This is a genomic window from Rhizobium sp. P28RR-XV (assembly GCF_012641385.1).
Taxonomy (GTDB): domain Bacteria; phylum Pseudomonadota; class Alphaproteobacteria; order Rhizobiales; family Rhizobiaceae; genus Rhizobium.
On sequence record NZ_JABAIG010000032.1, the window covers coordinates 1 to 20,416 of the forward strand.

Below are 20,416 nucleotides of genomic sequence, written 5' to 3' on the forward strand. Positions count from 1 at the left end.
AGAAAATGGCGGCCTAACGTCTCGATGAGAGCGGCATGAAGCGGTGTCATAAGCGAAGATCCTTTTGGCGAAGAATCTTCAATTCAACCACATCATTCCGTTCTCACCATTAATGTCGTGTACCGTGCTAGATGACCGCCTTGCGCATCTCGATCGACGTCGTGCGATCGAAGCCGGGATGGCGGTTTTCGGCCACTTTCTGGAAGCCCCAGGCGGCGAAGGTAGCGTGATTGTCGATCAGCTCGATCCGCGTTTCCAGTCGAAGTATGTGAAGATCATGCTGCCTCGCCGCGGCTTCAGCATATGTCAATAAGCGTCTGCCGATACCCTTGCCCTGAGCTGCGGGAAGGACGGCAAGCTTACCGACATAAAGGCATTCTGTCTCAGGCCGGCAAAAAATACAGCCGGCTAACTGATCGCCATCGAATGCGACATAAGCGATCTCGTTCATAGCTTTCTCCCTCAGCGCTTCCGGCGTCAGCGCAAGCGCAGAGGAGGGCGGATCGATTCGTCCGTTCATATAGGCAAAAGCCGCCAATATAAGATCAAGCAATGCATCCCAGCGGTCAAACCTGCCGTTGAGCCTTTGAATTGTAATCTCGCTCATTCGGCGGCGACTCGGGCACGTTTGCGGCGATAGCGCACGGTCTCGAAGCGCGCCGCAAGCCCGTCATAGAGCAGCAGACGGCCGACCAGCGGCTCGCCGATGCCTGTTATGAGCTTGATCGCTTCCATTGCCATCAGCGTGCCGATGACGCCCGTCAGGGCGCCGATAACGCCGGCTTCCGCGCAGCTGGGAATAAGACCTTCCGGCGGCGGCGCCGGAAACAGATCGCGATATCGCGGGTGGAGGTTGCCGTCCCCGTCGCTTTCGTAAGGCTTCAGCGTTGTTACCGACCCGTCAAATCGGCCGACAGCGCCGGTCACCAGCGGCAAACGCGCTGCTTCGGTCGCATCAGCGGCGGTATAGCGGGTGTCGAAATTGTCGGAACCGTCAATGACAAGGTCGAAACCGGTAAGGTGCTGCGTGGCGGTATCGGCACTGAACCGCTCCTCGAAGCGGATGACTCGCACATGCGGGTTCAGCCGCGCGATGGCGTCGGCCGCGCTCTGCGTCTTCATCTCCCCGATCGTGCCCGTATCGTGAATCACCTGCCGCTGCAGGTTGGACAGCGAAACGCGATCGTCATCGGCAATGCCGAGCGTGCCGACACCGGCGGCCGCCAGATATTGCAGCACCGGCGCACCAAGGCCGCCGGCGCCGATGACCAACACGCGGGCGGCCTTCAACTTTTGCTGACCGGCACCGCCAACCTCGGGTAAGAGGATATGGCGGTGATAGCGGGCGATTTCGTCTGAGGTCAAAGGATCCATGGGTGCGAGTCTACCACAATCGGGGACGAGGAGGTTCTAGGATTCCGTAATGCCGCCATGCGCGACGGTAAAGAATTGCGCGCGCTCGCCAAGAGCCGAGAACATGGATTTGTCCGTGCCGGTCATAAAGGCCTGGCCGCCGAGCCCGTCGATGAGATCGAAGAGTGCGGCGCGCCGGCCCTCATCGAGATGCGCGGCGATCTCGTCGAGCAGCAGGATCGGTGCATAGCCCGTCAGGTTGCCGACGAGGCGCGCATGAGCAAGGATGAGGCCGACGAGCAGGGCCTTCTGCTCGCCCGTCGAGCAGCGCTCCGCCTCCATGTCCTTTTCACGATGCCGCACCAGAAGATCGGCCCGGTGTGGTCCGTCAAGCGTGCGGCCGGCAGCGGCGTCGCGGTAGCGCCCTTCGCGCAGCATATCGGAATAGGTATCCTCCAGATCGATGGCCGGCCGGCCGAACTCTCCATCAAGGAAGCCGGATAGTTCCAGCGCCGCCGAGGGGAAAGGCGTCCCCTCGCGCGTTTCGGCAATCAGCCGCGAGAGAAGGCCGAGCATTTCCTGCCGCGCAATCGCCATGGCGATGCCAAGGCTCGCCATCTGTTCTTCGATGCCGGCGAGCCAGGATGGATCGAACCGGCTCTCCGACAAGAGTTTGTTACGGCTGCGCATGGCGCGCTCGAAATCGCTGGCCCGGCGTCCATGCGCCGGATCGAGCGACAGCACGAGCCGGTCAAGGAAACGACGGCGCTCTGAGGAGCCGCCGGTAAACAGCCCGTCCATGGCCGGCGTCAGCCAAAGAACGCGCAAATGATCGGTCAATTCATCGACCGTTTTGGCCGGCGTGCCGTTGATTCTGAGCCGGCGGGCGGCTGATTCGTCGGCCGTATCGATGCCGGTGCCGATTTCGACGCTCCCCTCGATGCCTTCGAGCTCGGCGAAAATCGAAAATCCGCCCGGCGCGTTGACCCGCGTGACATCGGCATAGGCGGCGCGGCGCAGGCCGCGGCCGGGCGACAGCAGCGACACTGCCTCCATGAGGTTCGTCTTGCCCGCGCCGTTGTCGCCGGTCAGCACCACATGCCGCTCGTCAAACGTCAGCGCCGCCGCCGCATAGTTGCGGAAATCGGAGAGCTTCAGGCGCGAGATGAAAACCTTGTTCGGCATCGGTCTTTCGGATTCTTGGTCGATGGGCGAGGCGTATGCCGAACCCCGCTCAAGTGCAAGGTTTTTGCCGGTTGTTCGCGAGGTCGATCGAATGAAGCGCCGTCAAGGGCCACCCTCGTCCTTCGACGGGCTCAGGATGAGTATGGAGTGAATCTTGCGCCGAACCCAAGGAATTGAGCTGCTGGAGGTAGGCTCTCATGGTGAGGAGGCCCAAAGCGCCGTCTCGAACCACGAGGGCGGATGATTCGTTCGCAAAAAATGCCGAGGAAGTTCGCGCTGGAGCATGGCGCTACCTATAATTGGAATTGTAGAAGCACTGCTTGCCAAAGCGAGCCGCGACTGGACGCAAGTGAAGACAGGCGAATCGGGAGATCTCGTCTATCGGCGCGAAGACGGCCGTGCCTATGCGAAAATGGCAGCCCCAGCCCGATCGGCGGATCTTGCCGGCGAGCGCGACCGGCTGCTTTGGCTGCAGGGCAAAGGTATTGCCGTGCCTGAAGTGATTGACTGGCGCGAGGTTGAGGAAGGCGCGTGCCTGGTCATATCAGCAATTCCTGGCGTGCCCGCAGTCGATCTGGACGGAGATACGCTGCTGAAAGCCTGGCCCTCGATGGCGCGGCAACTGAAATCTCTTCATGAACTGCCCACGGATCAATGCACCTTTGATCGCAGCCTGTCTCTGATGTTCGCAAAGGCGGCGGATGTGGTCTCACGCCATGCCGTGAACCGGGATTTTCTGCGGCCGGAGGATTGGGGCAAGCCGGCTGGTGAACTGCTTGATCGCGTCGAGCGCGATCTGCCCGTGCGGATTGCGCAGGAGACTGCCGACAAAGTCCTCTGCCATGGTGACGCCTGCATGCCCAACTTCATGGTCGATCCGCATAGCCTGCAATGCATCGGCTTGATTGATCTCGGCCGGGCTGGGAAGGCGGATCGCTGTGTCGATCTTGCGCTGATGATTGCCAATGCCGAGGAAAGCTGGGCGAAGCCCGAACAGGGGCAAAAGGCCCTGTCGATCCTGTTTGAAACCCTGGAGATCGCCAAACCGGATCGCGAGCGTCTCGCCTTCTATCTCCGGCTCGATCCGCTCACCTGGGCTGATTCGCGCGGGGGTGAGTGATTCGTCCCCCGAAACAAAAAAATCCGGCCGAATCGTCGGCCGGATTCATGTGAAACACTTTGATTCGCCGCTCAGTCGCTGAACGTATCGAAGAAATCTTTCATCCGGGCGAAGAAGCCTGTTGATTCGGGATTATTGTCCTTCGAAGAGATCTGCTCGAATTCCTGCAGCAGTTCGCGCTGGCGCTTGGTCAGCTTCTGCGGTGTCTCGATTTGGATCTGGATATAGAGATCACCGATTTGGCTGGAGCGCAGCACCGGCATGCCCTTGGCCTTCAAGCGAAACTGCTTGCCGACCTGCGTTCCCTCGGGAACGGTGACACGCGACTTGGTGCCGTCGAGCGTCGCGACATCGAAGGTACCGCCGAGCGCCGCCGTCGTCATCGAGATCGGCACCGCACAATAGAGATCGGCGCCATCCCGCTGGAAGAATTCATGCGGCTTGACGGAGAGGAAGATATAGAGATCGCCCGCAGGCCCGCCACGTGTACCGGCTTCGCCTTCGCCCTGCAGGCGAATGCGCGTGCCATCTTCGATTCCGGAGGGAATATTGACGGAGAGCGAACGCTCCTCGGTCACGCGGCCTTGCCCATGACACTTAGTGCAGGGATCGGGAATGATCTGGCCGCGGCCATGGCAGGTTGGACAGGTGCGCTCGACCGAGAAGAAGCCCTGGGCAGCACGGACGCGGCCGGAACCCTGGCAGGTGCCGCAGGTCTTCGGCTGTGTGCCGGGCTTGGCGCCCGAGCCGGAACAGACGTCGCAAGTGATCGAAGTGGGTACCCGGATCTGCGCCGTCTTGCCGCTGAAAGCTTCCTCGAGCGAGATTTCCATATTGTAGCGGAGATCGGCGCCGCGCTCGCGTCCGCCGGAAGAGCGTGAGCGCGCGCGTCCGCCACCCATCATCTCGCCAAAAATATCCTCGAAAATATCGGAGAAGCCGCCACCGCCGAAGCCGCCACCAAAACCGCCGCCTCCGCCCATGCCGCCATGCTCGAAAGCCGCATGGCCATAGCGGTCATAGGCCGCGCGTTTCTGCGGATCCTTGAGCGTTTCGTAGGCTTCGTTGATTTCCTTGAACTTCCTCTCGGCGTTGCTGTCGTCCGGATTTTTGTCCGGATGATATTGCATTGCCAGCTTGCGAAAGGCGCTCTTCAGCTCTTTCTCGTCCGCCGTCTTGGAGACGCCCAACGTCTCGTAAAAATCCGCTTTTGCCATTCAGCATTAGACCCCGGAAATGGATTTCCGGCTGCCAAGAGGCAGCCGGATCAAAGTTTCCTGAACCTTTCGGTTCGCGCTTATGCAGACCGCTTATGGTCGCCTTCGTCCTTGATTTCCTCGTAGTCGGCATCGACAACATCGTCCTTGCCGCCTTCTGCCGAGGCACCACCGGAACCGGCTTCCGCCTGCTGCGACTCATAGATCGCCTGGCCGAGCTTCATGGAAACTTCCATAAGCGTCTGGGTCTTGGCCTTGATGTCTTCGGCATCCGGTTCGGAAGCTTCCGTCGCCGTCTTGAGCGCTGCGATCGCGTCGGAGATCGCGGTGCGATCGGCTTCCGTGACCTTGTCGCCATAATCCTTCAGCGACTTCTCGCTCGAGTGGATCAGGCTTTCGGCCTGGTTCTTAGCTTCGACACCTTCGCGGCGCTTCTTGTCTTCAGCAGCGTGGGCTTCTGCATCCTTGACCATCTTCTCGATGTCGGCATCGGAAAGACCGCCGGAAGCCTGAATGCGGATCTGCTGTTCCTTGCCCGTGCCCTTGTCCTTGGCCGAAACCTGGACGATGCCGTTGGCGTCGATGTCGAAGGTGACTTCGATCTGCGGAACGCCACGCGGTGCCGGCGGCAGGCCGACAAGATCGAACTGGCCGAGCAGCTTGTTGTCTGCAGCCATTTCGCGCTCGCCCTGTGAAACGCGGATCGTCACGGCCGACTGGTTGTCGTCGGCGGTCGAGAAGGTTTGCGACTTCTTCGTCGGGATCGTCGTGTTGCGTTCGATCAGACGGGTGAAGACGCCGCCCAGGGTTTCGATGCCAAGAGACAGCGGGGTCACGTCGAGAAGCAGAACGTCCTTGACGTCGCCCTGCAGAACGCCGGCCTGGATCGCGGCGCCGAGGGCGACGACTTCATCCGGGTTGACGCCCTTGTGCGGCTCCTTGCCGAACAGCTGCTTGACGACTTCCTGTACCTTCGGCATGCGGCTCATGCCGCCGACGAGAACGACTTCGTCGATTTCAGCGGCGGTGACGCCGGCATCCTTGAGCGCTGCCTTGCAGGGAGCGATGGTGCGCTGAACGAGATCGTCGACCAGGCTTTCCAGCTTGGCACGGGTCAGCTTCAGCGTCAGGTGCTTCGGGCCGGTGGCATCAGCCGTGATGAAGGGCAGGTTGATTTCGGTCTGCTGCGCGGACGAAAGCTCGATCTTGGCCTTTTCGGCAGCTTCCTTGAGACGCTGCAGGGCCAGCTTGTCGCCCTTGAGATCGATGCCGTTGTCCTTCTTGAATTCGGCAACGAGATATTCGACGAGACGCATGTCGAAGTCTTCACCGCCGAGGAAGGTGTCGCCGTTGGTCGACTTTACTTCGAAGACGCCATCGCCGATTTCCAGGATGGAGATATCGAAGGTGCCGCCGCCAAGGTCGTAAACGGCGATGGTCTTGCCGTCCTTCTTGTCGAGGCCGTAGGCAAGAGCTGCAGCCGTCGGCTCGTTGATGATGCGCAGAACTTCGAGACCGGCGATCTTGCCGGCATCTTTGGTTGCCTGGCGCTGAGCGTCGTTGAAGTATGCGGGAACGGTGATGACGGCCTTATCGACCTTTTCGCCGAGGTAGGATTCCGCGGTTTCCTTCATCTTCTGAAGGATCATTGCGGAAATCTGTGCGGGCGAATAGCCCTTGCCCTGGGCTTCTACCCAGGCGTCGCCATTGTCACCCTTGACGATGTTGAAAGGAACAAGATGCTTGTCCTTCTCGACGGTCGGATCTTCGTAGCGGCGGCCGATCAGGCGCTTGACAGCGAAGAGGGTATTGGTGGGGTTGGTGACAGCCTGACGCTTGGCCGGCTGGCCGACGAGACGTTCGCCGTCGTCGGTGAAGGCAACCATAGAGGGGGTGGTGCGGGCGCCTTCGGCATTTTCGATCACTTTCGCGTCCTTACCGTCCATGACGGCGACGCAGGAATTTGTCGTTCCAAGGTCGATACCAATTACTTTTGCCATATCATTCTCTCCTTGAAGCAAGCTGTCGGAACCCCTGCCAGGCATTCCATTGACAGCCCCTTACGGGATGGTCTTGAGGATTGCGCAGCCATGACTGCGGTGATGCCGCGTATATAAGTAGCGGTTTTACTGACTGCAAGGCAGGAAATGGCCCGAAATCCAGCAAAACAAATGGTTTGTCGCGTAAATTCCACCTAGCCCCATGTGCGCCGAGGACACGTGGATTTGACGCGACCGCGTATCAGAGCAGCCTTGCCGCGGCCATGCAAGCGTCTACTGCATAATTCCTTAAATCGGGATCGATTTAAGCATAAAATTAAGAAGCAGATCTAAAGTGCTAAAGCGACTTAGAGCCGGATGATTTCAGGTCGAATCGACCTGAAATCCGAATCCGTTTCTGAATCAAAAGGTTAGAGCGGAATGTCGTCCGAAAACCGCTCAAACTTTTCGGCATCCCGCTCTAGCACACCATATATGACGCGCGGCGCTGTCGGTGCAAAATTGCAATTTTATCGGCCGAGGATCACGTCGAGCAGCGAGGAGCGATGCGGCCGCGTCGTTGCGACCGGAGCACCGCTGTCGCCGATATCCGCCGGCGGGATATCGCCGCTGTCATAAGGGTAGGAACTGTAGGGATTGGTGTCATCGGCGAGGTTCGCCGGCGGCAGGTCCTGCGGGTCCCCATTGACCGCAGTCTGGTTGACGATCTGCGGCTGGATCGGCCTATGCTGCAGTGTCGGTTGCTGCACGATCTGTTCGCCGTCGGTGACGCCCGAGATGATATTGCCGATCGTCGTCGGCTGGTCGCCATTCGGCGCCTGCGCCATCGGCGGGCCGTTGTCGATGATCTGACCGCCGCCGAAGATCGGCGTCGGCGTGATGCCTTTGTGGGCAGCGACCATGAATTCCTTCCATGCCTTGGCCGGCAGCCCGCCGCCGGTGACTCTGCGCATCGACTTGCCGTCATCATTGCCGAACCAAACGCCGGTGGTCAGATGGCTGGTGAAGCCGACAAACAGCGCGTCGCGGAAGGATTGTGTCGTTCCTGACTTTCCGGCCGCCTGCCAGCCGGGAAGGCGGGCCGCCTTGCCGGTACCGTAGGCGACGACGCCGGCCATCATGGCGTTCATATTGGCAACGATATCCGGGTTCAGCACCCGCTGCGGATTATCGGTATTGGCCTGGTAGAGCACCTTGCCGGAAGCGGTCGTCACCTTGGTGATGACATGCGGCGCTACCTTGAAGCCGCCGTTCATGAAGGTGGCATAGGCGGAAGTCAGTTCCAGCAACGACACTTCGGAGGTGCCGAGCGCGATCGAGGCATTGGCCTGCAGGTCTGATTCGATGCCGAGCCTGCGGGCGACCTTGATGACCTGATCCGGCCCGACCTCGGCGACGAGTTGGGCTGCAACCGTATTCAGCGATTGGGCCACCGCGGTGGCAAGCGTTACAGGGCCGCTATAGCGTTGTTCGTAGTTCTCGGGCGCCCAATTGCCGATCTTGACAGGCATATCGTTGCGGATCGAATTGGGCGTCAGCCCCGCTTCCAGCGCAGCGGTATAGACGAATGGCTTGAAGGCCGAACCCGGCTGGCGCTTGGCCGTGACGGCGCGGTTGAACTGGCTCTGCGCATAGTCGCGGCCGCCGACCAGGGCACGGATGGCGCCCGTCGCGTCGACGGAGACGAGCGAGGCCTGCGATGCGCTCAGTTTCTTGCCGTCCTTTGCAAGCACGTCTTCCAGCGCCTTCTCGGCCTTCTCCTCGAGCGACATGTCGAGAGTGGTGTCGACTATCAGGTCTTCCTTGATGTCGCCGCCGATCAGCTTCGGCAGCTGGTCCATGACCATGTCGGCGACATAGTTCTCGGCACCCGTCCAGTAGCTCTTGGATCGAGTCGGCGGCTGCGACATCGCCGTCTTGATGTCGGCCTCGGAGATGAAGCCCTGATCGTGCATGGCCTGCAGCACCAGCTGCGCGCGGGCCTCGGCGGCGGCGGGATCGCGGGCGGGCGACAGCCGCGAGGGTGCCTTGACCAGGCCGGCGAGCATCGCCGCCTCGCCGAGGTTCACGTCCTTGGCCGACTTGTTGAAGTAGCGCCGCGAGGCCGCTTCGACACCATAGGCGTTGGAGCCGAAATAGACGCGGTTCAGGTACATCGTCAAGATCTGGTCCTTGGTGTACTTGTGCTCCAGCCACAGCGCCAGCAGCACTTCCTGCACCTTGCGCTCCAGCGTGCGGTCCGGCGACAGGAACAGGTTCTTGGCGAGCTGCTGCGTCAGCGTCGAGCCGCCCTGGACGGCGTGTCCCGTGAGCACGTTCGTCACGACCGCGCGGCCAAGGCCGATCGGGTCGAAGCCGAAGTGGGAATAGAAGCGGCGGTCCTCGATGGCGACGATCGCCTCCGGTATGTAGGGCGACATATCGCTGAGCGCCACGGCTTCGCCGCCGGTCGTGCCGCGATTGGCGAGCAGGGTTCCGTCGAGATCGTTGATCTTTACGTTCGGCGGCCGCTCGGGGATCGACCAGGTGCTGGCGCTCGGCATGCGCGAGCCGTAATAGGCGACAAGGCCCGCAAGGCCGATGCCGGCCCAGAGGCAGAGCACCAGGCCCCAATAGATCGTCGTGCGGATGAAGCCGAAAAAGCCGCGTTGCGGACGGGCGCGCCGCGCCGGTTTGCGGCGGCTGCGTGCGCGGCGAGGACTTTGAACCACGGGTTCTTCCTCGTCGTCCTCGTCTTCTTCCTCGTCGGGTTCCCGTTCCTGGTAATATTTCTTGGCTGAGTGCCTGTTGCCGACGATACGGTCACCGGCATTGAATCCGTCATCGATGCGTTCCCGGCCGCTAGAAAAGGATGGTTCTATCCTCTGGCGTGATTTCTTCTTATCTGCCATTGCCGGCCGGTCGTACCTCGGTGCCTATTCCCATGTCTTCTTTCAGGTGTCTTCTATCAGGCTGATCGCAGCGGCGGTAGAAATCTTCGCGCCCGTTCGGCCGAGCCCTTAAGCCGGCGCATCACCCTGAGAGCCGATATCGGCTGTCGAGGTGGCCACCGCCATTTGTTCACGAACCCTCGTGAAGACATCAAATCCCGCCTGAACTGTAAATGCGGCGATTTAAGGAGGGATTAAGAACAATTCCGGCCCAGGCCACGGGGCGCGCTCCGCCGCACGCCGGCGGCCCGAAGAGGGAACTTTTCGTCCCTTCGGACATTAACGAACAACAAGAACCAAAGAGGGCGAGCACATGAGTTCAGTGATCAAGATAGAGGAAGTCGACAGGAGCAGATTACGGGAAGTCTGGAGTGTCCAGGATTTCGCCCGCCGCCACCGGCTTTGCCAGGAGGAGGAAGCCCGGCTGAAGAAGCTGTTTGGTGACTTTGCGACAAAGCAGGAGCTGCTCTCCAACGCGCAGAGGCCGCCGCAATTTCGCTGAAAGGAATTGGTAGGCCAGGCGCGATGGAAATGGCGCGATAGACATCGTGGGCCGCTACGACCGCAGGTCGGCAGTGGAGGAGGCTGCGTCAATGTGGAAACATTTCGAACTATGGCTGGTCGATCAGATCGACCGGATATTCGGCTTGGAACGGCTTGCCCGCCGGGCGGGATTTTCCCCGGACGAGGCAAGACGCATCGCCCGTGAGAAGTAAATCGTATGCGATGCATCTATGACTACCCGGGAAGGCTTGAGAGGAAATTCATCACATTCAGGTCGTCCAGGCATGTCATCGGAGCCATATTTTCCCGATCAGATTAGCCCGATATGTCGCGGAAAGCGCGAAATCTTTCATATTTTCGAAAGTTCTGATCGGGGTTATAGTACTGTCATGTGGCCGTCGTGGAAGACGGTTCCAAGCAATTGGTAGCGCGTGAGGAGGAGTATTCATGCGGCACGTCAAATGGAGCGATCCCATCGAAGTCGGTTTTGCTCACGATAGTTTCCAGGTAGTGACCGGTCCTTCCGATGCATTGAATTGCATGGCCAACCTGTGGCCCGATCGGCGCGGTCCCTTGTATGTTGCAGCAAGAAGCCTTTGCCGGGCAGCCATCGACGGTCGCAAGTCTGCCGAAGAGGCGCGGGAAATGTTCATCTCGGCGACGCGTGAAGCGCACCTGAAGATGCACTGAAACCGGTCGGCATTTTCAAGCCATTTGCTCATTCGAGCCCTGCGAGCCGATAGAGGCGCGCCAAAAGATTCCGTTCAAGATATTTCCGTTTGAATGCCGTTTGTCCGAGCATCCGTTCGGATGCGGGTCGTTGCGTCGGTAATTGCCGCTCTTCGACGGACAGCGCATCAAAAAAGCCAGCGATCTCCAGGATCGCAGGCTTTAATTTTGCGGAATTCTCAGGGCGCCGTTAGAGCGTGATGCCGAAAAGTGTAGGCGGTTTTCGGACGACATCACGCTCTGCTTCTTTGTTTCTAGAGCGGATTCAGATTATAGGTCGGTTCGACCTAAAATCATCTGGCTCTAGCGGTTGGAACCCCTTACGGACATGCGGCAATTCGGTTCCGAGGCCGGGCAATCCTTATGATCCGGGCTATAGGGACCGGGCGAACGCGTCTCCTGTCGTGGATTGTTCTGCGGCTGCGGCTGCGGCTGCGGCTGCGGCTGAGGTTGAGGCTGCGGCTGAGCCTGAGGCGGCTGCCGTTGGGGTTCCGGGCGAGGGCGGTTGTCCGGGCGGTTGTTGTCGCGCTGCCGGTCCGGCCGATTATCCCAGTCCTGGTTGTTGTCTGGCCGCTGCCGGCCCCAGTTACGATTGTCATCGCGCTGCCGATCCCAGTCGCGATCGGGGCGACGGTCCCAATTGCCGTCCGAGTCGTTATTCCAGTCGCGATTGCGGTCGGGGCGGCGATCCCAATTGCGGTCCGGCCCGTTATCCCAGTCCGATCCGCGATCCCAGCCGCGGTCGGGCCGGCGATCGACCCAGCCAGGGCCACGCCGCCAGCGGTCGCGCTCACGATAGAAGTCACGGCCGCGATAATAGCGACCCCAGTAGTCATCGAAGTTGAAAACCACCGTCGGAATGCCGAGCGGCCGATAATATTGCGGGCCGACATAGATACGGCGTGATTGATAGGTGGCCTGGATGTAGCGGCCGGCGACCCATCCGCGACCGCCATAAAACGAGACATCGCACCAGGGCGTCTCGTTGAGGCAGCCGTTGATCTGCAGCGGCGCTCCGACCGGGATCATCGTCACCGCCGGATAGGCGGTGCTCGGACCTGACCGCATGTTGACGTTTGCGGTGGCAAAGCCTTCCGCTGCTTCCGCAATGGCCGGCAGCGCAACGAATGCGGCCAGCAAGCTTGCGGCAAGAATCTTGAACCTCATAAATACTCTCCCTTTGCGCACCGTCGTCGCGAAACCGCCAACGGATATCTTTCCGCATGCCGTGCGCCTACCCCGGCGCCATTCGGTAAGACTTTCCAATTCCGGCAAGATAAAGGCCATCGCATACACGGGACCTGATAGGGTTCCGTGGCGCACCTTCAATCTTTGCATGTATTTTAGAAGTATTCGCATGAATGCAGCTTGAACGATGGCTTCCGGCGGCCGGAAAATCTGCCGGATTCGTTGATATGGCCTGGTTGCGGCTCAAGATCGCGGCGTCACTCACTGCAGTCATTGGAGAGATCGATCGAAGGAATTGAAATGGCGGCCTTGAAATTGTCACCTTGCCCGCCGATATATGGTTCAGTCATGCAGCCGATGGCGGCTGGCGCGCTTCAAAGCGAGCCGTTTCCGTTCATCGTGGTCGTGAAAGCCAAGTTGACCTTCGGTTAACCTTTCACGATCAATCTGGCTGCAGTTCCGCATTGCCTTTGACCACGGATGTACTGGCACTGATGCGATAGCGGATGGCGAAAGGCCGGGTCATTCCGGCCTTTTTGATTTTTAGCGATGGCGTGCTCCTGCGGAAGCGGGGCGCGCCATTTTCAGTTTCAGCATTGCTGCTTCGGCATCTCACTGGCGCCAAAAGAAAAACCGCCGCAGGGAATGCGGCGGTTTTTCGGTTTAAGCTTTTTTATTCACGCAAGCGCCCGGCGGACCGGGCGACCTTGTCAGTTTGTCTTCTTGGCAGCGACCTTGATGACCTTGGCCGGAGCCGCGGCCACGGTTGCCTTGCCTGCGGGCATATAGCCGGCGCCGATCGCGACATTCAGCTTAATATAGTCAAGGGCGCTCTGCTGAACGGCCTGTGCCAGGCTCTGCTGAGCGCTGGTCACGTTGCGCTGGGCGTCCAGAACGTCGAGCAGCGAGGATGCGCCATCCTTATAGCTCGCGGTCGAGAGTTGCAGGGCTTCCTGGTAGGACTTGACCTGAGCATGCAGGGCCGCAACCGTCTGAGCATCGCGAGTGACGGCCGACAGAGCATCTTCAACGTCCTGAATCGCGCTCCTTACCGTCTGCTGCCAGACGATATACTGCTCGCGGCTTGAGGATTCGGCGCTCTTGACGCCGGCGCGCAGCGTACCGCCGTCGAAGATCGGCAGGTTCAGCGCCGGGCCGAACGACCAGCTGGTGAGACTGCCGCTCGTGGACGAGCTATGAATATAAGACGGCGAGATCGCACCGCTGAGCGTGATCGACGGGAACAGCTTGGCTTCCGCAACGCCAATCTGGGCGGTAGCGGCGGCGAGGTTGCGCTCTGCTGCGCGGATGTCCGGGCGGTTGCGGACGAGATCGGCGGGAACGCCGGTGCGGACGCTGCCGCGGAATACCGGCTGGCTGCCGCCGCCCTGCATCTGCGCGATGATCGCTGATGAAGGCACGTTCAGCAGCGTTGCGATGTGATGCACCGCCTGACGATAGTTGATCTCGAAGCCAGGAATCGTCGAAAGCGTCGAGTTGACGAGGCCTTCGGCCTGGACGACATCGAGGCGCGAGGCAGCGCCGGCTTCGAGCTGGAACTTGGTCAGCGAAAGCGTGTCGCGCCGGGACTTCAGGTTTTCCCGGGCGATCGCCACCAGCGCCTGATAATAGCGGGCGTTGACATAGCTGGTAGCCAGATCCTGCAGATAGGTCAGGCGTGCGGTATCGACGTTGGAGTAGGCAGCATCCAGCGAGGCGTTGGCGCTTTCCGTCGCGCGGCGATATTGGCCCCAGAGGTCGAGCAGCCACGAAACCGAGGCGCCGCCGCTGGTGCTGTTTCGCGTTTCGGTCTGCGTGCGCAGCGAGCCCTTCTGGCCGCTGGTCGTATGGTCACCGGTAACCGTCAGGCTCGGCAGGCCACCAGCACCCGCGGTAACGACCGCGGCTTCAGCCTGGTTGATGCGCTCCAGCGACTGCTGGATGTTGAGGTTCTGGCCAAGTCCCTGTGCCGCGAAGGCATTCAGCTTGGAGTCGCCGAAAGCGGTCCACCATTGCGAACCGGCGATATCGCCGTTGACCTTCGTACCGCCCTCCGAGAATTTGGCCGGGAGAGGCATTTCCGGTGGCTTATGGTCTGGGCCGCTGACGCAGCCTGCCAAAACAAGCAGCAGGGCGGGGGCGGCAGTACGAATGGAAACCATCACATTGTCCCACAATTCAATTTACTGATTCAGTGTCTTTTGACGGAGTCGACATGACTCCATGTTCCGGCGCTCCAGTCTTACGCAATACAAACAATGACCCGAAGCGGTCGGCGTCAATCTAGCAACGAGTTTAGCAATAGCACAGTGGCTTTTACGAATTCTCGGCAGCGAACATATGTAGGATCGGGCGAAATAGCAGCTTATCGGTAAAAAAAATCTGAAGTGTTGCAAAAAACATACCCTCGCATCCGCAATCAAGGGATGTGAATGGCGCAAAACTCCGCCGCCGCCACAACTTCCGCGAAGTTTCGGCGTGCCGATTCAGCTAAACGACCGTTCAGACGGTCACTTAGGGAAATAGCGAGCGAGGCTTGCGCGAACCCGGTCACGCGGTGTCGTGCCGTGATCGTCGGGCACGAAAGCAGCGCCTGTAATCGCTTCGTAGGCGCGGATATAGACCTTGGACGTCTGCTCGACGAGCTCGCTCGGAATCTCCGGAATCTCATCCTTGTAGGGGTCGCAGCGCTCGGTGACCCAGGCGCGCACGAAGTCCTTGTCGAAGCTTTCCGGGCGCGCGCCCTTTTCGAATCTGTCCTGATAGCTATCCGCCAGCCAGTAGCGGCTGCTGTCGGGCGTATGGATTTCGTCGGCAAGGATGATGGTCCCGTTTTCGTCGGTCCCGAATTCATATTTGGTATCGACAAGGATCAGTCCGCGCTTGCGGGCCATCTCCTGCCCGCGCGCGAACAGGGCAAGAGCGTAATCCGACAGCGTCTGCCATTGCTCTGGCGTCAGAAGCCCGTGCTCGACGATCTCAGTCGGCGTCAAGGGCTCGTCGTGACCGCCGTCGAACTCCTTGCTTGTCGGGGTGATGATCGGCTCCGGCAGGATCTGGTTGTCGCGCATGCCGTCCGGTAGGGTAATCCCGTACATCTCCCGCTGGCCCTTCTTGTAGAGCGTCAGAATGGATGTGCCGGTCGTGCCGGCGAGATAGCCGCGGACGACGACTTCGACGGGCAGGATATTCAGCCGTTTGCCGACGACGACATTCGGGTCCGGATAGTCGATCACGTGGTTCGGGCAGATATCGCTGGTCTGTTCGAACCAGTAGCGCGCCGTCTGCGTCAGGACCTGGCCCTTATAGGGAATGCAGGTGAGGATGCGGTCGAAGGCGCTCAATCGGTCGGTACTGATGATGATGCGGCTGCCATCGGGCAGATCGTAATTCTCGCGCACCTTGCCGCGATAGTAGTTGGGCAATTCCGGAAAATGGGCTTCGGAGAGAATTCGCAACGTGTCCACCAACAGGCTCGTGCATCCGCCCGACGGATGCTTCTTGAGCGGACCCTTAGCGCATTGCGGGCGGAATCGGAACGGTTTTCCCTTATATAATTATGCAATCCGCTTCCGGTCGCGGGGTCGCAGTGGGGAAAACCCGTCAGTGCGGCTGGCGCCAGCGGCCGTTTTCGCTTCGCTCCAGGATCGGCGTCGAAAAGACGCCGACGATCCGCTCGCTCCATTTCTTGCCCTCCATATCGACACGATCCCGCCAGCGCTCGGATTGCAGCATGGCCGCGCCGATCACGACGGGCTCGATACCGCAGGACGTCAGGAGGGAAAGCCCGGAGACGATCGAGGCGCCGCTGGAGATCACGTCGTCGACAAGTGCCACGCGCTTTCCTTCCAGCAGCGGCAGCATCCGCGGGTCTATATAGAGACGCTTTTCCTGGTTTGGCGTGGTGATCGAAGACAGCGCGACCGATAACTCCTCGCGATACCAGAACTTGCGCGATGTTCCGAGCGGCACATAGCGCGCATGGCCGAGCGCACGTGCCACCGCGCCAGCCAGTGTCAGGCCGAGCGTGGGCAATCCGGCAATGATATCGACATCATGAGCGGCGATCCGCGCGGCCAGCGCTTGCGCCAGCGCCTCCAGCACGGTGAAGCTTGCCTGATTGACGATCAGCGATGCCAACGCGTGTTCGCCGTCGGCGAGCATGCGGATCGGCAGGCGCAGCTGCCGCCCGTCCGTCAGTTCGGCCACGTGGAAATCCGCTCGCTCCTCCATCGGGTCGAAGCTGCCGGGCGCATGCAGCTCCTGCCAGAAGTCGTGGGGTTGCATCGCACTCAGCCTTCTATCGGTTGACTTTCATTCCGGCGCGCCGGTGCAGGCCAAGGATTTCGGCCTCGGTCAAGGCCCGCACACCGCCTTTCGGCAGATCGCCGAGCGCGATATCGCCGAAGGCGACGCGCACCAGCCGCAGGCATTCGATGCCGAGAGCCTCCAGCATGCGCCGGATTTGGCGGTTGCGGCCCTCCTTGAGCTCCACTTCGATCCAGCTGTTGCGGTCGCCGCTGCGCAGCAGGCGGGCGGAACTGGCGGTCAGCAGTTCGCCATCATCGAAGATGCCGCGCTCCATGCGCGCGAGCTGTTCCTCATCCATGATGCGGCCGACCTGCACGTGATAGGTTTTGCCGACATGGCTGACCGGATCGAGGAGGGTCTGGGAGAGCACCGTATCATTGGTAAAGAGCAGCAGTCCTTCGCTCGCCTTGTCCAGCCGCCCGACCGGAGCGAGGTGCCGGGCATCGATCTCCTTCAGGCAATCATAGACCGTCGGCCGGCCTTCGGGGTCATCGCGGGTGGTCACTAGCCCACGGGGCTTGTTCAGCATGAAATAGAGCTTCTTTTCCGCCGATATCTCTCTTCCGTCGATCGCGAATTTCGAATGCTCCAGATCGACCCAGGTGGCGGGATCCGCGATCTTCCGGCCATCCACGCTCACGCGGCCGGCGGTAATCAGCGCCTCCGCCTGGGTGCGGGAGCAGTAGCCGAGCTTTGAAAGCGCCCGCGGCAAGGTCACGCGCTTGCCCTCGGGCTGCTGGGCGGGCTTCGCCGCCCTGCCGGATCTTTGCGGTGATTGCCGCTGGCTCACCCGTTCTGCCTCGCGATCGCCGTTGCTGTCTTCATTGCGGTAGTCGGGCGTTGCGCCCGGGAAGAACACCTTTCGCACGCCGATGGCGGGGACGCAAATCGCATTGTCAGGGAGTAAGCAAGGCTGAAAGGCAGACAGGGCTCGCATTTCGTGGACGCGAGCCCTGTCGCGGGCCGGAGCGGGCGATGGGGTCGGGTAGACGGCAGGGCTGCCGCCATTCGCTCCGAAGGGATCGCGCTTGCCTGGAAACCTGCACTGCTCCTTTTGCTGGGATTTTTCAAAAGAAGGGAAATTTGTTACAGTTTGTAACGCCGGCCGTTTCCTTGTTGCCAAAACGACCTCTCGCCCCGCATGGAAGGGCCATGATTTCCGCATCGCTTCTTCTGGTCGAGGACGACCGCGAGATTAGGGCGCTCCTCGAGGAGTTCCTGAGTCGTGAGGGTTTTTCCGTGCAGGCGGCCGACAGCGCCGCCGCCATGGACCGCATTCTGTCCAAGGGTTTTCCCGATCTGATCATACTCGACCTGATGCTGCCCGGAGAGGACGGCCTGTCGGCATGTCGCCGCATTCGCGCCCGCAGCAAGGTGCCGATCCTCATATTGACGGCGAAGACGGAAGACATCGATCGCATCCTCGGCCTCGAAATGGGCGCCGATGATTATCTCGGCAAGCCTTTCAATCCGCGTGAGCTCCTGGCGCGCATCCGCGCCATCCTTCGCCGCTCCGGGCCGGAACGGCCGGAAGACGCCAGCATCCCGTCACGCCGTAAGTGCTTCGCCGGCTTGACCGTCGATCTCGACGGCCGGATCATTGAGATGGAAGGCGAGCGTGTCGTACATCTGACGACGGCGGAGTTCGATCTGCTTGTCTGCTTTCTCGAACGGCCGCGGCGTGTGCTCTCGCGCGAGCAGTTGCTCGACTGGACACGCGGGCGTGGCGCCGACCCCTTCGATCGCACCATCGACGTCACGGTCTCCCGCCTGCGCACCAAGCTCGGGCATTGCCTACCCGATGGCGCTCATATCATCACCACCGTGCGCAACGCCGGCTATCTCCTCACCACGGACGTGAAGGATGTCTGAGCCATGCTGAAACTCGGTCTCGTCGCCCGCATCATCATGATTGTCGCCGTGGCATTGTTCGTCATACAGCTCGCGGCTTTCGCCGCCGCCCAGCTGAAGCCGGATACGTCGTTCAGTCCGGAGTTGTCGCCGGCCATACGGGTCAAGACGGCGATCCGTCTTCTCGATGCCGTTCCGCCCGAGGCGCAGCCGATCGCCGTGCGGGCGCTGAATGCCAATGGTCTGGCGATCCGGCTCGCCGATGCGCCGGCGCCCGGTGAGAAGAACGGGACCTCGGATCTGACGCTCACCGGTAAGCTGGCGCGCGAATTCGCCAATATCGCCTTCGGCAACCGCTACTTCAACATGCGCTCGCTGTCGGAAAGGCCGCGGGGCTGGTTCTCGGTCGGCGCCCCGGACCGGATCATGGAAGTGTCGATCGGCGTCGCAGGCGGCAAGATCGCGGTCTTCAATCTTCCCGAGACGCCGACAGTGCGATTGCACGGAATTCCCATCGGCCTTATCTCGGGCATCCTCGGCATGCTGGTCGCGGTCATCGCCATTGTCGCGGTGGCGCGGGAAACCCGCCCCTTGACGCGCTTGTCCCGCACCGTCAACTCGATCGGCAATGGATTGCAGCCGGTTCGTATTCCCGAAAGAGGAGCCTGCGAGCTGCGCATGCTGATCAAGGCGATCAACGCCATGCAGCTGCGCATCGCCGCCTTAGTCAATAATCGTACCCTGATCCTCGGAGCGATCTCGCATGATCTGAGGACCTACCTCACGCGCTTCCGACTGCGCATGGAAATGATGCCCGATACACCACATCGTGATCGGGCGATTGCCGATATCGAAGCCATGCAGCGGCTGGTGGAGGATGCTCTGGGCTTTGCCCGCAGCACCGTCGTTTCTGATGGCAAGACCATTGTCGATCTCGATGCAGCCATTTGCGGCCACGTGGCGGAGCGGCAGGACGGGCAGGGTCTTGTCGTCTTCGCGCCGATCGGGCAGCCGATCGCGGTGACCATGACCGAGACCGCCCTAGTGCGTGTGCTGGACAATCTCATGGATAATGCGCTGCGCTACGGCTGCCGAGCCGATATCGCCGTCGAACGTCGCGGAGATCAAACCGCCATCATTGTAGGGGATCGTGGGCCGGGCATTCCGGCAGATCGGCGCAAGGAAGTGCTCGAACCCTTTGTGCGGCTGGAAGAATCGCGCAATCGCGATCTCGGCGGCAGTGGTCTGGGTCTTGCGATCGTTCGCCAGATTGTCGAGGCGCATGGCGGCGCGCTCTGCCTCGAGGATCGCGAAGGAGGCGGGCTGAATGCCGTTGTTCTATTGCCGCTGGCGGTGATGGAAAGGAAAGCAGCCTGAAATAGGCGCGATTATTTTCGCAATCGTGCGGGTGCGCGATCGACGTGCTGCGCGAACGTGCCCGCTCAGTGGCAGGTCAAGAATTTCCTGAGCTCTTCCTGGCTCAACACGATACCGGCGGCCGCCTTCAGCGGATCCGGATGCGTATAGGTAAAGCTCGGCAGATCGGGCAGATCCAATGCCTGGCGCATGCTCATGATGCCGAGCGCGCGTCGGCCATTGGCGCTGTCGAAACTGACTTCGATAATGCTTTCCGGTCTTGTTGTGTGCATTGTTTCCTCCCTTCGCTAATATATAGCAGAAAGCTCATGTAAAATCTCGGTTTTTCTGAGGCCTGCGAGCGAGCTGCGCATCGGCGGGCTCATATCGCTGTCCGAAAGTTCCAATGCGCATGATGGTCGGGTTTGAGGGGGCTTAATCGTCAGAAGTTGGCGATAAGGCATCAGGCATAGAAATTTTGACCGCTTGGACAAACTTTTTCGAGGTCTCTGAGGAAAACTTTGCTTCCTTTCCCATTCCATTCACAAATTCCGTTTTACAATCAATAAGTTACAAAAATGTCAGAATTTTTACAGTGATAGTGTTGACTTGGTTCGGAGGTAGGGTCTATAAGCCCGATCACTGAACGAGGGCGGCGGCGCTGCTGGCGAC

19 protein-coding genes are annotated in these 20,416 nt (G+C 60.4%); 7 read left to right on the top strand and 12 right to left on the bottom strand.

All coding sequences use genetic code 11. The features are described from left to right. Nucleotides 1-127: 127 nt before the first annotated feature. From HGP12_RS33320 to recF, 3 genes are read right to left on the bottom strand one after another with little or no spacing between them, the layout of a single operon-like run. Nucleotides 128-598 carry a GNAT family N-acetyltransferase gene (locus HGP12_RS33320; protein ID WP_312862970.1) on the bottom strand — a complete coding sequence of 157 codons (471 nt, stop codon included), beginning with the start codon at nucleotides 596-598 and terminating at the stop codon, nucleotides 128-130. Between the two features lie 5 nt (nucleotides 599-603). Next, a complete protein-coding gene (locus HGP12_RS33325) occupies nucleotides 604-1,374 on the bottom strand; it encodes a molybdopterin-synthase adenylyltransferase MoeB (protein WP_168843416.1) in 771 nt (256 codons plus the stop codon). A gap of 36 nt (nucleotides 1,375-1,410) precedes the next feature. Beyond that, complete coding sequence (gene recF / locus HGP12_RS33330; RefSeq protein WP_168843415.1) at nucleotides 1,411-2,538, bottom strand: DNA replication/repair protein RecF; 1,128 nt, start codon at nucleotides 2,536-2,538, stop codon at nucleotides 1,411-1,413. Between the two features lie 298 nt (nucleotides 2,539-2,836). Here recF and HGP12_RS33335 point away from each other — a divergent pair, with 298 nt between their 5' ends. Then, on the top strand, nucleotides 2,837-3,658 hold the full coding sequence (locus tag HGP12_RS33335) for an APH(3'') family aminoglycoside O-phosphotransferase (protein ID WP_312867353.1): 822 nt from the start codon (nucleotides 2,837-2,839) through the stop codon (nucleotides 3,656-3,658). Between the two features lie 71 nt (nucleotides 3,659-3,729). Here the strand turns inward: HGP12_RS33335 and dnaJ are convergent, their stop codons facing one another. The 3 genes from dnaJ to HGP12_RS33350 all read right to left on the bottom strand — a co-directional run bounded on the left by dnaJ (nucleotide 3,730) and on the right by HGP12_RS33350 (nucleotide 9,766). Beyond that, nucleotides 3,730-4,875, bottom strand: coding sequence for a molecular chaperone DnaJ (gene dnaJ, locus HGP12_RS33340; protein WP_168843413.1), 1,146 nt, complete (start codon nucleotides 4,873-4,875; stop codon nucleotides 3,730-3,732). Between the two features lie 80 nt (nucleotides 4,876-4,955). Beyond that, nucleotides 4,956-6,875: a molecular chaperone DnaK gene (gene dnaK, locus HGP12_RS33345; RefSeq protein ID WP_168843412.1), complete on the bottom strand. Its 1,920-nt coding sequence runs from the start codon at nucleotides 6,873-6,875 to the stop codon at nucleotides 4,956-4,958. A 509-nt stretch (nucleotides 6,876-7,384) separates the two neighbouring features. After that, entirely contained in the window at nucleotides 7,385-9,766 is a 2,382-nt protein-coding gene (locus tag HGP12_RS33350; RefSeq protein WP_168843411.1) for a transglycosylase domain-containing protein, read from the bottom strand. A 352-nt stretch (nucleotides 9,767-10,118) separates the two neighbouring features. Here HGP12_RS33350 and HGP12_RS33355 point away from each other — a divergent pair, with 352 nt between their 5' ends. From HGP12_RS33355 to HGP12_RS33360, 3 genes are all read left to right on the top strand, one after another. Continuing rightward, nucleotides 10,119-10,307, top strand: coding sequence for a hypothetical protein (locus HGP12_RS33355; protein ID WP_168843410.1), 189 nt, complete (start codon nucleotides 10,119-10,121; stop codon nucleotides 10,305-10,307). Nucleotides 10,308-10,398: 91 nt separating this feature from the next. After that, entirely contained in the window at nucleotides 10,399-10,521 is a 123-nt protein-coding gene (locus tag HGP12_RS34580; protein ID WP_281408273.1) for a hypothetical protein, read from the top strand. Nucleotides 10,522-10,756: 235 nt separating this feature from the next. Then, nucleotides 10,757-10,999 (top strand): DUF982 domain-containing protein, encoded by a 243-nt coding sequence (locus HGP12_RS33360; protein WP_168843409.1) that lies wholly within the window; start codon nucleotides 10,757-10,759, stop codon nucleotides 10,997-10,999. A gap of 342 nt (nucleotides 11,000-11,341) precedes the next feature. Here the strand turns inward: HGP12_RS33360 and HGP12_RS33365 are convergent, their stop codons facing one another. Further along, on the bottom strand, nucleotides 11,342-12,205 hold the full coding sequence (locus tag HGP12_RS33365; RefSeq protein ID WP_168843408.1) for an SH3 domain-containing protein: 864 nt from the start codon (nucleotides 12,203-12,205) through the stop codon (nucleotides 11,342-11,344). Between the two features lie 201 nt (nucleotides 12,206-12,406). Between HGP12_RS33365 and HGP12_RS33370 the strand changes: the two genes are divergently transcribed. Further along, on the top strand, nucleotides 12,407-12,658 hold the full coding sequence (locus HGP12_RS33370) for a hypothetical protein (protein WP_168843407.1): 252 nt from the start codon (nucleotides 12,407-12,409) through the stop codon (nucleotides 12,656-12,658). Nucleotides 12,659-12,936: 278 nt separating this feature from the next. Here HGP12_RS33370 and HGP12_RS33375 read toward each other — a convergent pair whose 3' ends face one another. The 4 genes from HGP12_RS33375 to HGP12_RS33390 form a co-directional block, all read right to left on the bottom strand. Then, nucleotides 12,937-14,388 (bottom strand): efflux transporter outer membrane subunit, encoded by a 1,452-nt coding sequence (locus HGP12_RS33375; protein WP_168843406.1) that lies wholly within the window; start codon nucleotides 14,386-14,388, stop codon nucleotides 12,937-12,939. A gap of 348 nt (nucleotides 14,389-14,736) precedes the next feature. Continuing rightward, nucleotides 14,737-15,684, bottom strand: coding sequence for a phosphoribosylaminoimidazolesuccinocarboxamide synthase (locus tag HGP12_RS33380; protein ID WP_168843504.1), 948 nt, complete (start codon nucleotides 15,682-15,684; stop codon nucleotides 14,737-14,739). A 145-nt stretch (nucleotides 15,685-15,829) separates the two neighbouring features. Continuing rightward, nucleotides 15,830-16,513, bottom strand: coding sequence for a phosphoribosyltransferase (locus tag HGP12_RS33385; RefSeq protein ID WP_168843405.1), 684 nt, complete (start codon nucleotides 16,511-16,513; stop codon nucleotides 15,830-15,832). Nucleotides 16,514-16,526: 13 nt separating this feature from the next. After that, complete coding sequence (locus tag HGP12_RS33390) at nucleotides 16,527-17,327, bottom strand: pseudouridine synthase (RefSeq protein ID WP_168880227.1); 801 nt, start codon at nucleotides 17,325-17,327, stop codon at nucleotides 16,527-16,529. A gap of 362 nt (nucleotides 17,328-17,689) precedes the next feature. Here HGP12_RS33390 and HGP12_RS33395 point away from each other — a divergent pair, with 362 nt between their 5' ends. Further along, entirely contained in the window at nucleotides 17,690-18,409 is a 720-nt protein-coding gene (locus HGP12_RS33395) for a response regulator (protein WP_168880225.1), read from the top strand. A gap of 3 nt (nucleotides 18,410-18,412) precedes the next feature. Next, nucleotides 18,413-19,765, top strand: coding sequence for an ATP-binding protein (locus HGP12_RS33400; protein ID WP_168880226.1), 1,353 nt, complete (start codon nucleotides 18,413-18,415; stop codon nucleotides 19,763-19,765). Between the two features lie 65 nt (nucleotides 19,766-19,830). On the opposite strand, the gene HGP12_RS33405 is transcribed toward HGP12_RS33400, so the two are convergent. Further along, on the bottom strand, nucleotides 19,831-20,037 hold the full coding sequence (locus HGP12_RS33405) for a hypothetical protein (protein ID WP_112340115.1): 207 nt from the start codon (nucleotides 20,035-20,037) through the stop codon (nucleotides 19,831-19,833). Nucleotides 20,038-20,416: the final 379 nt, after the last annotated feature.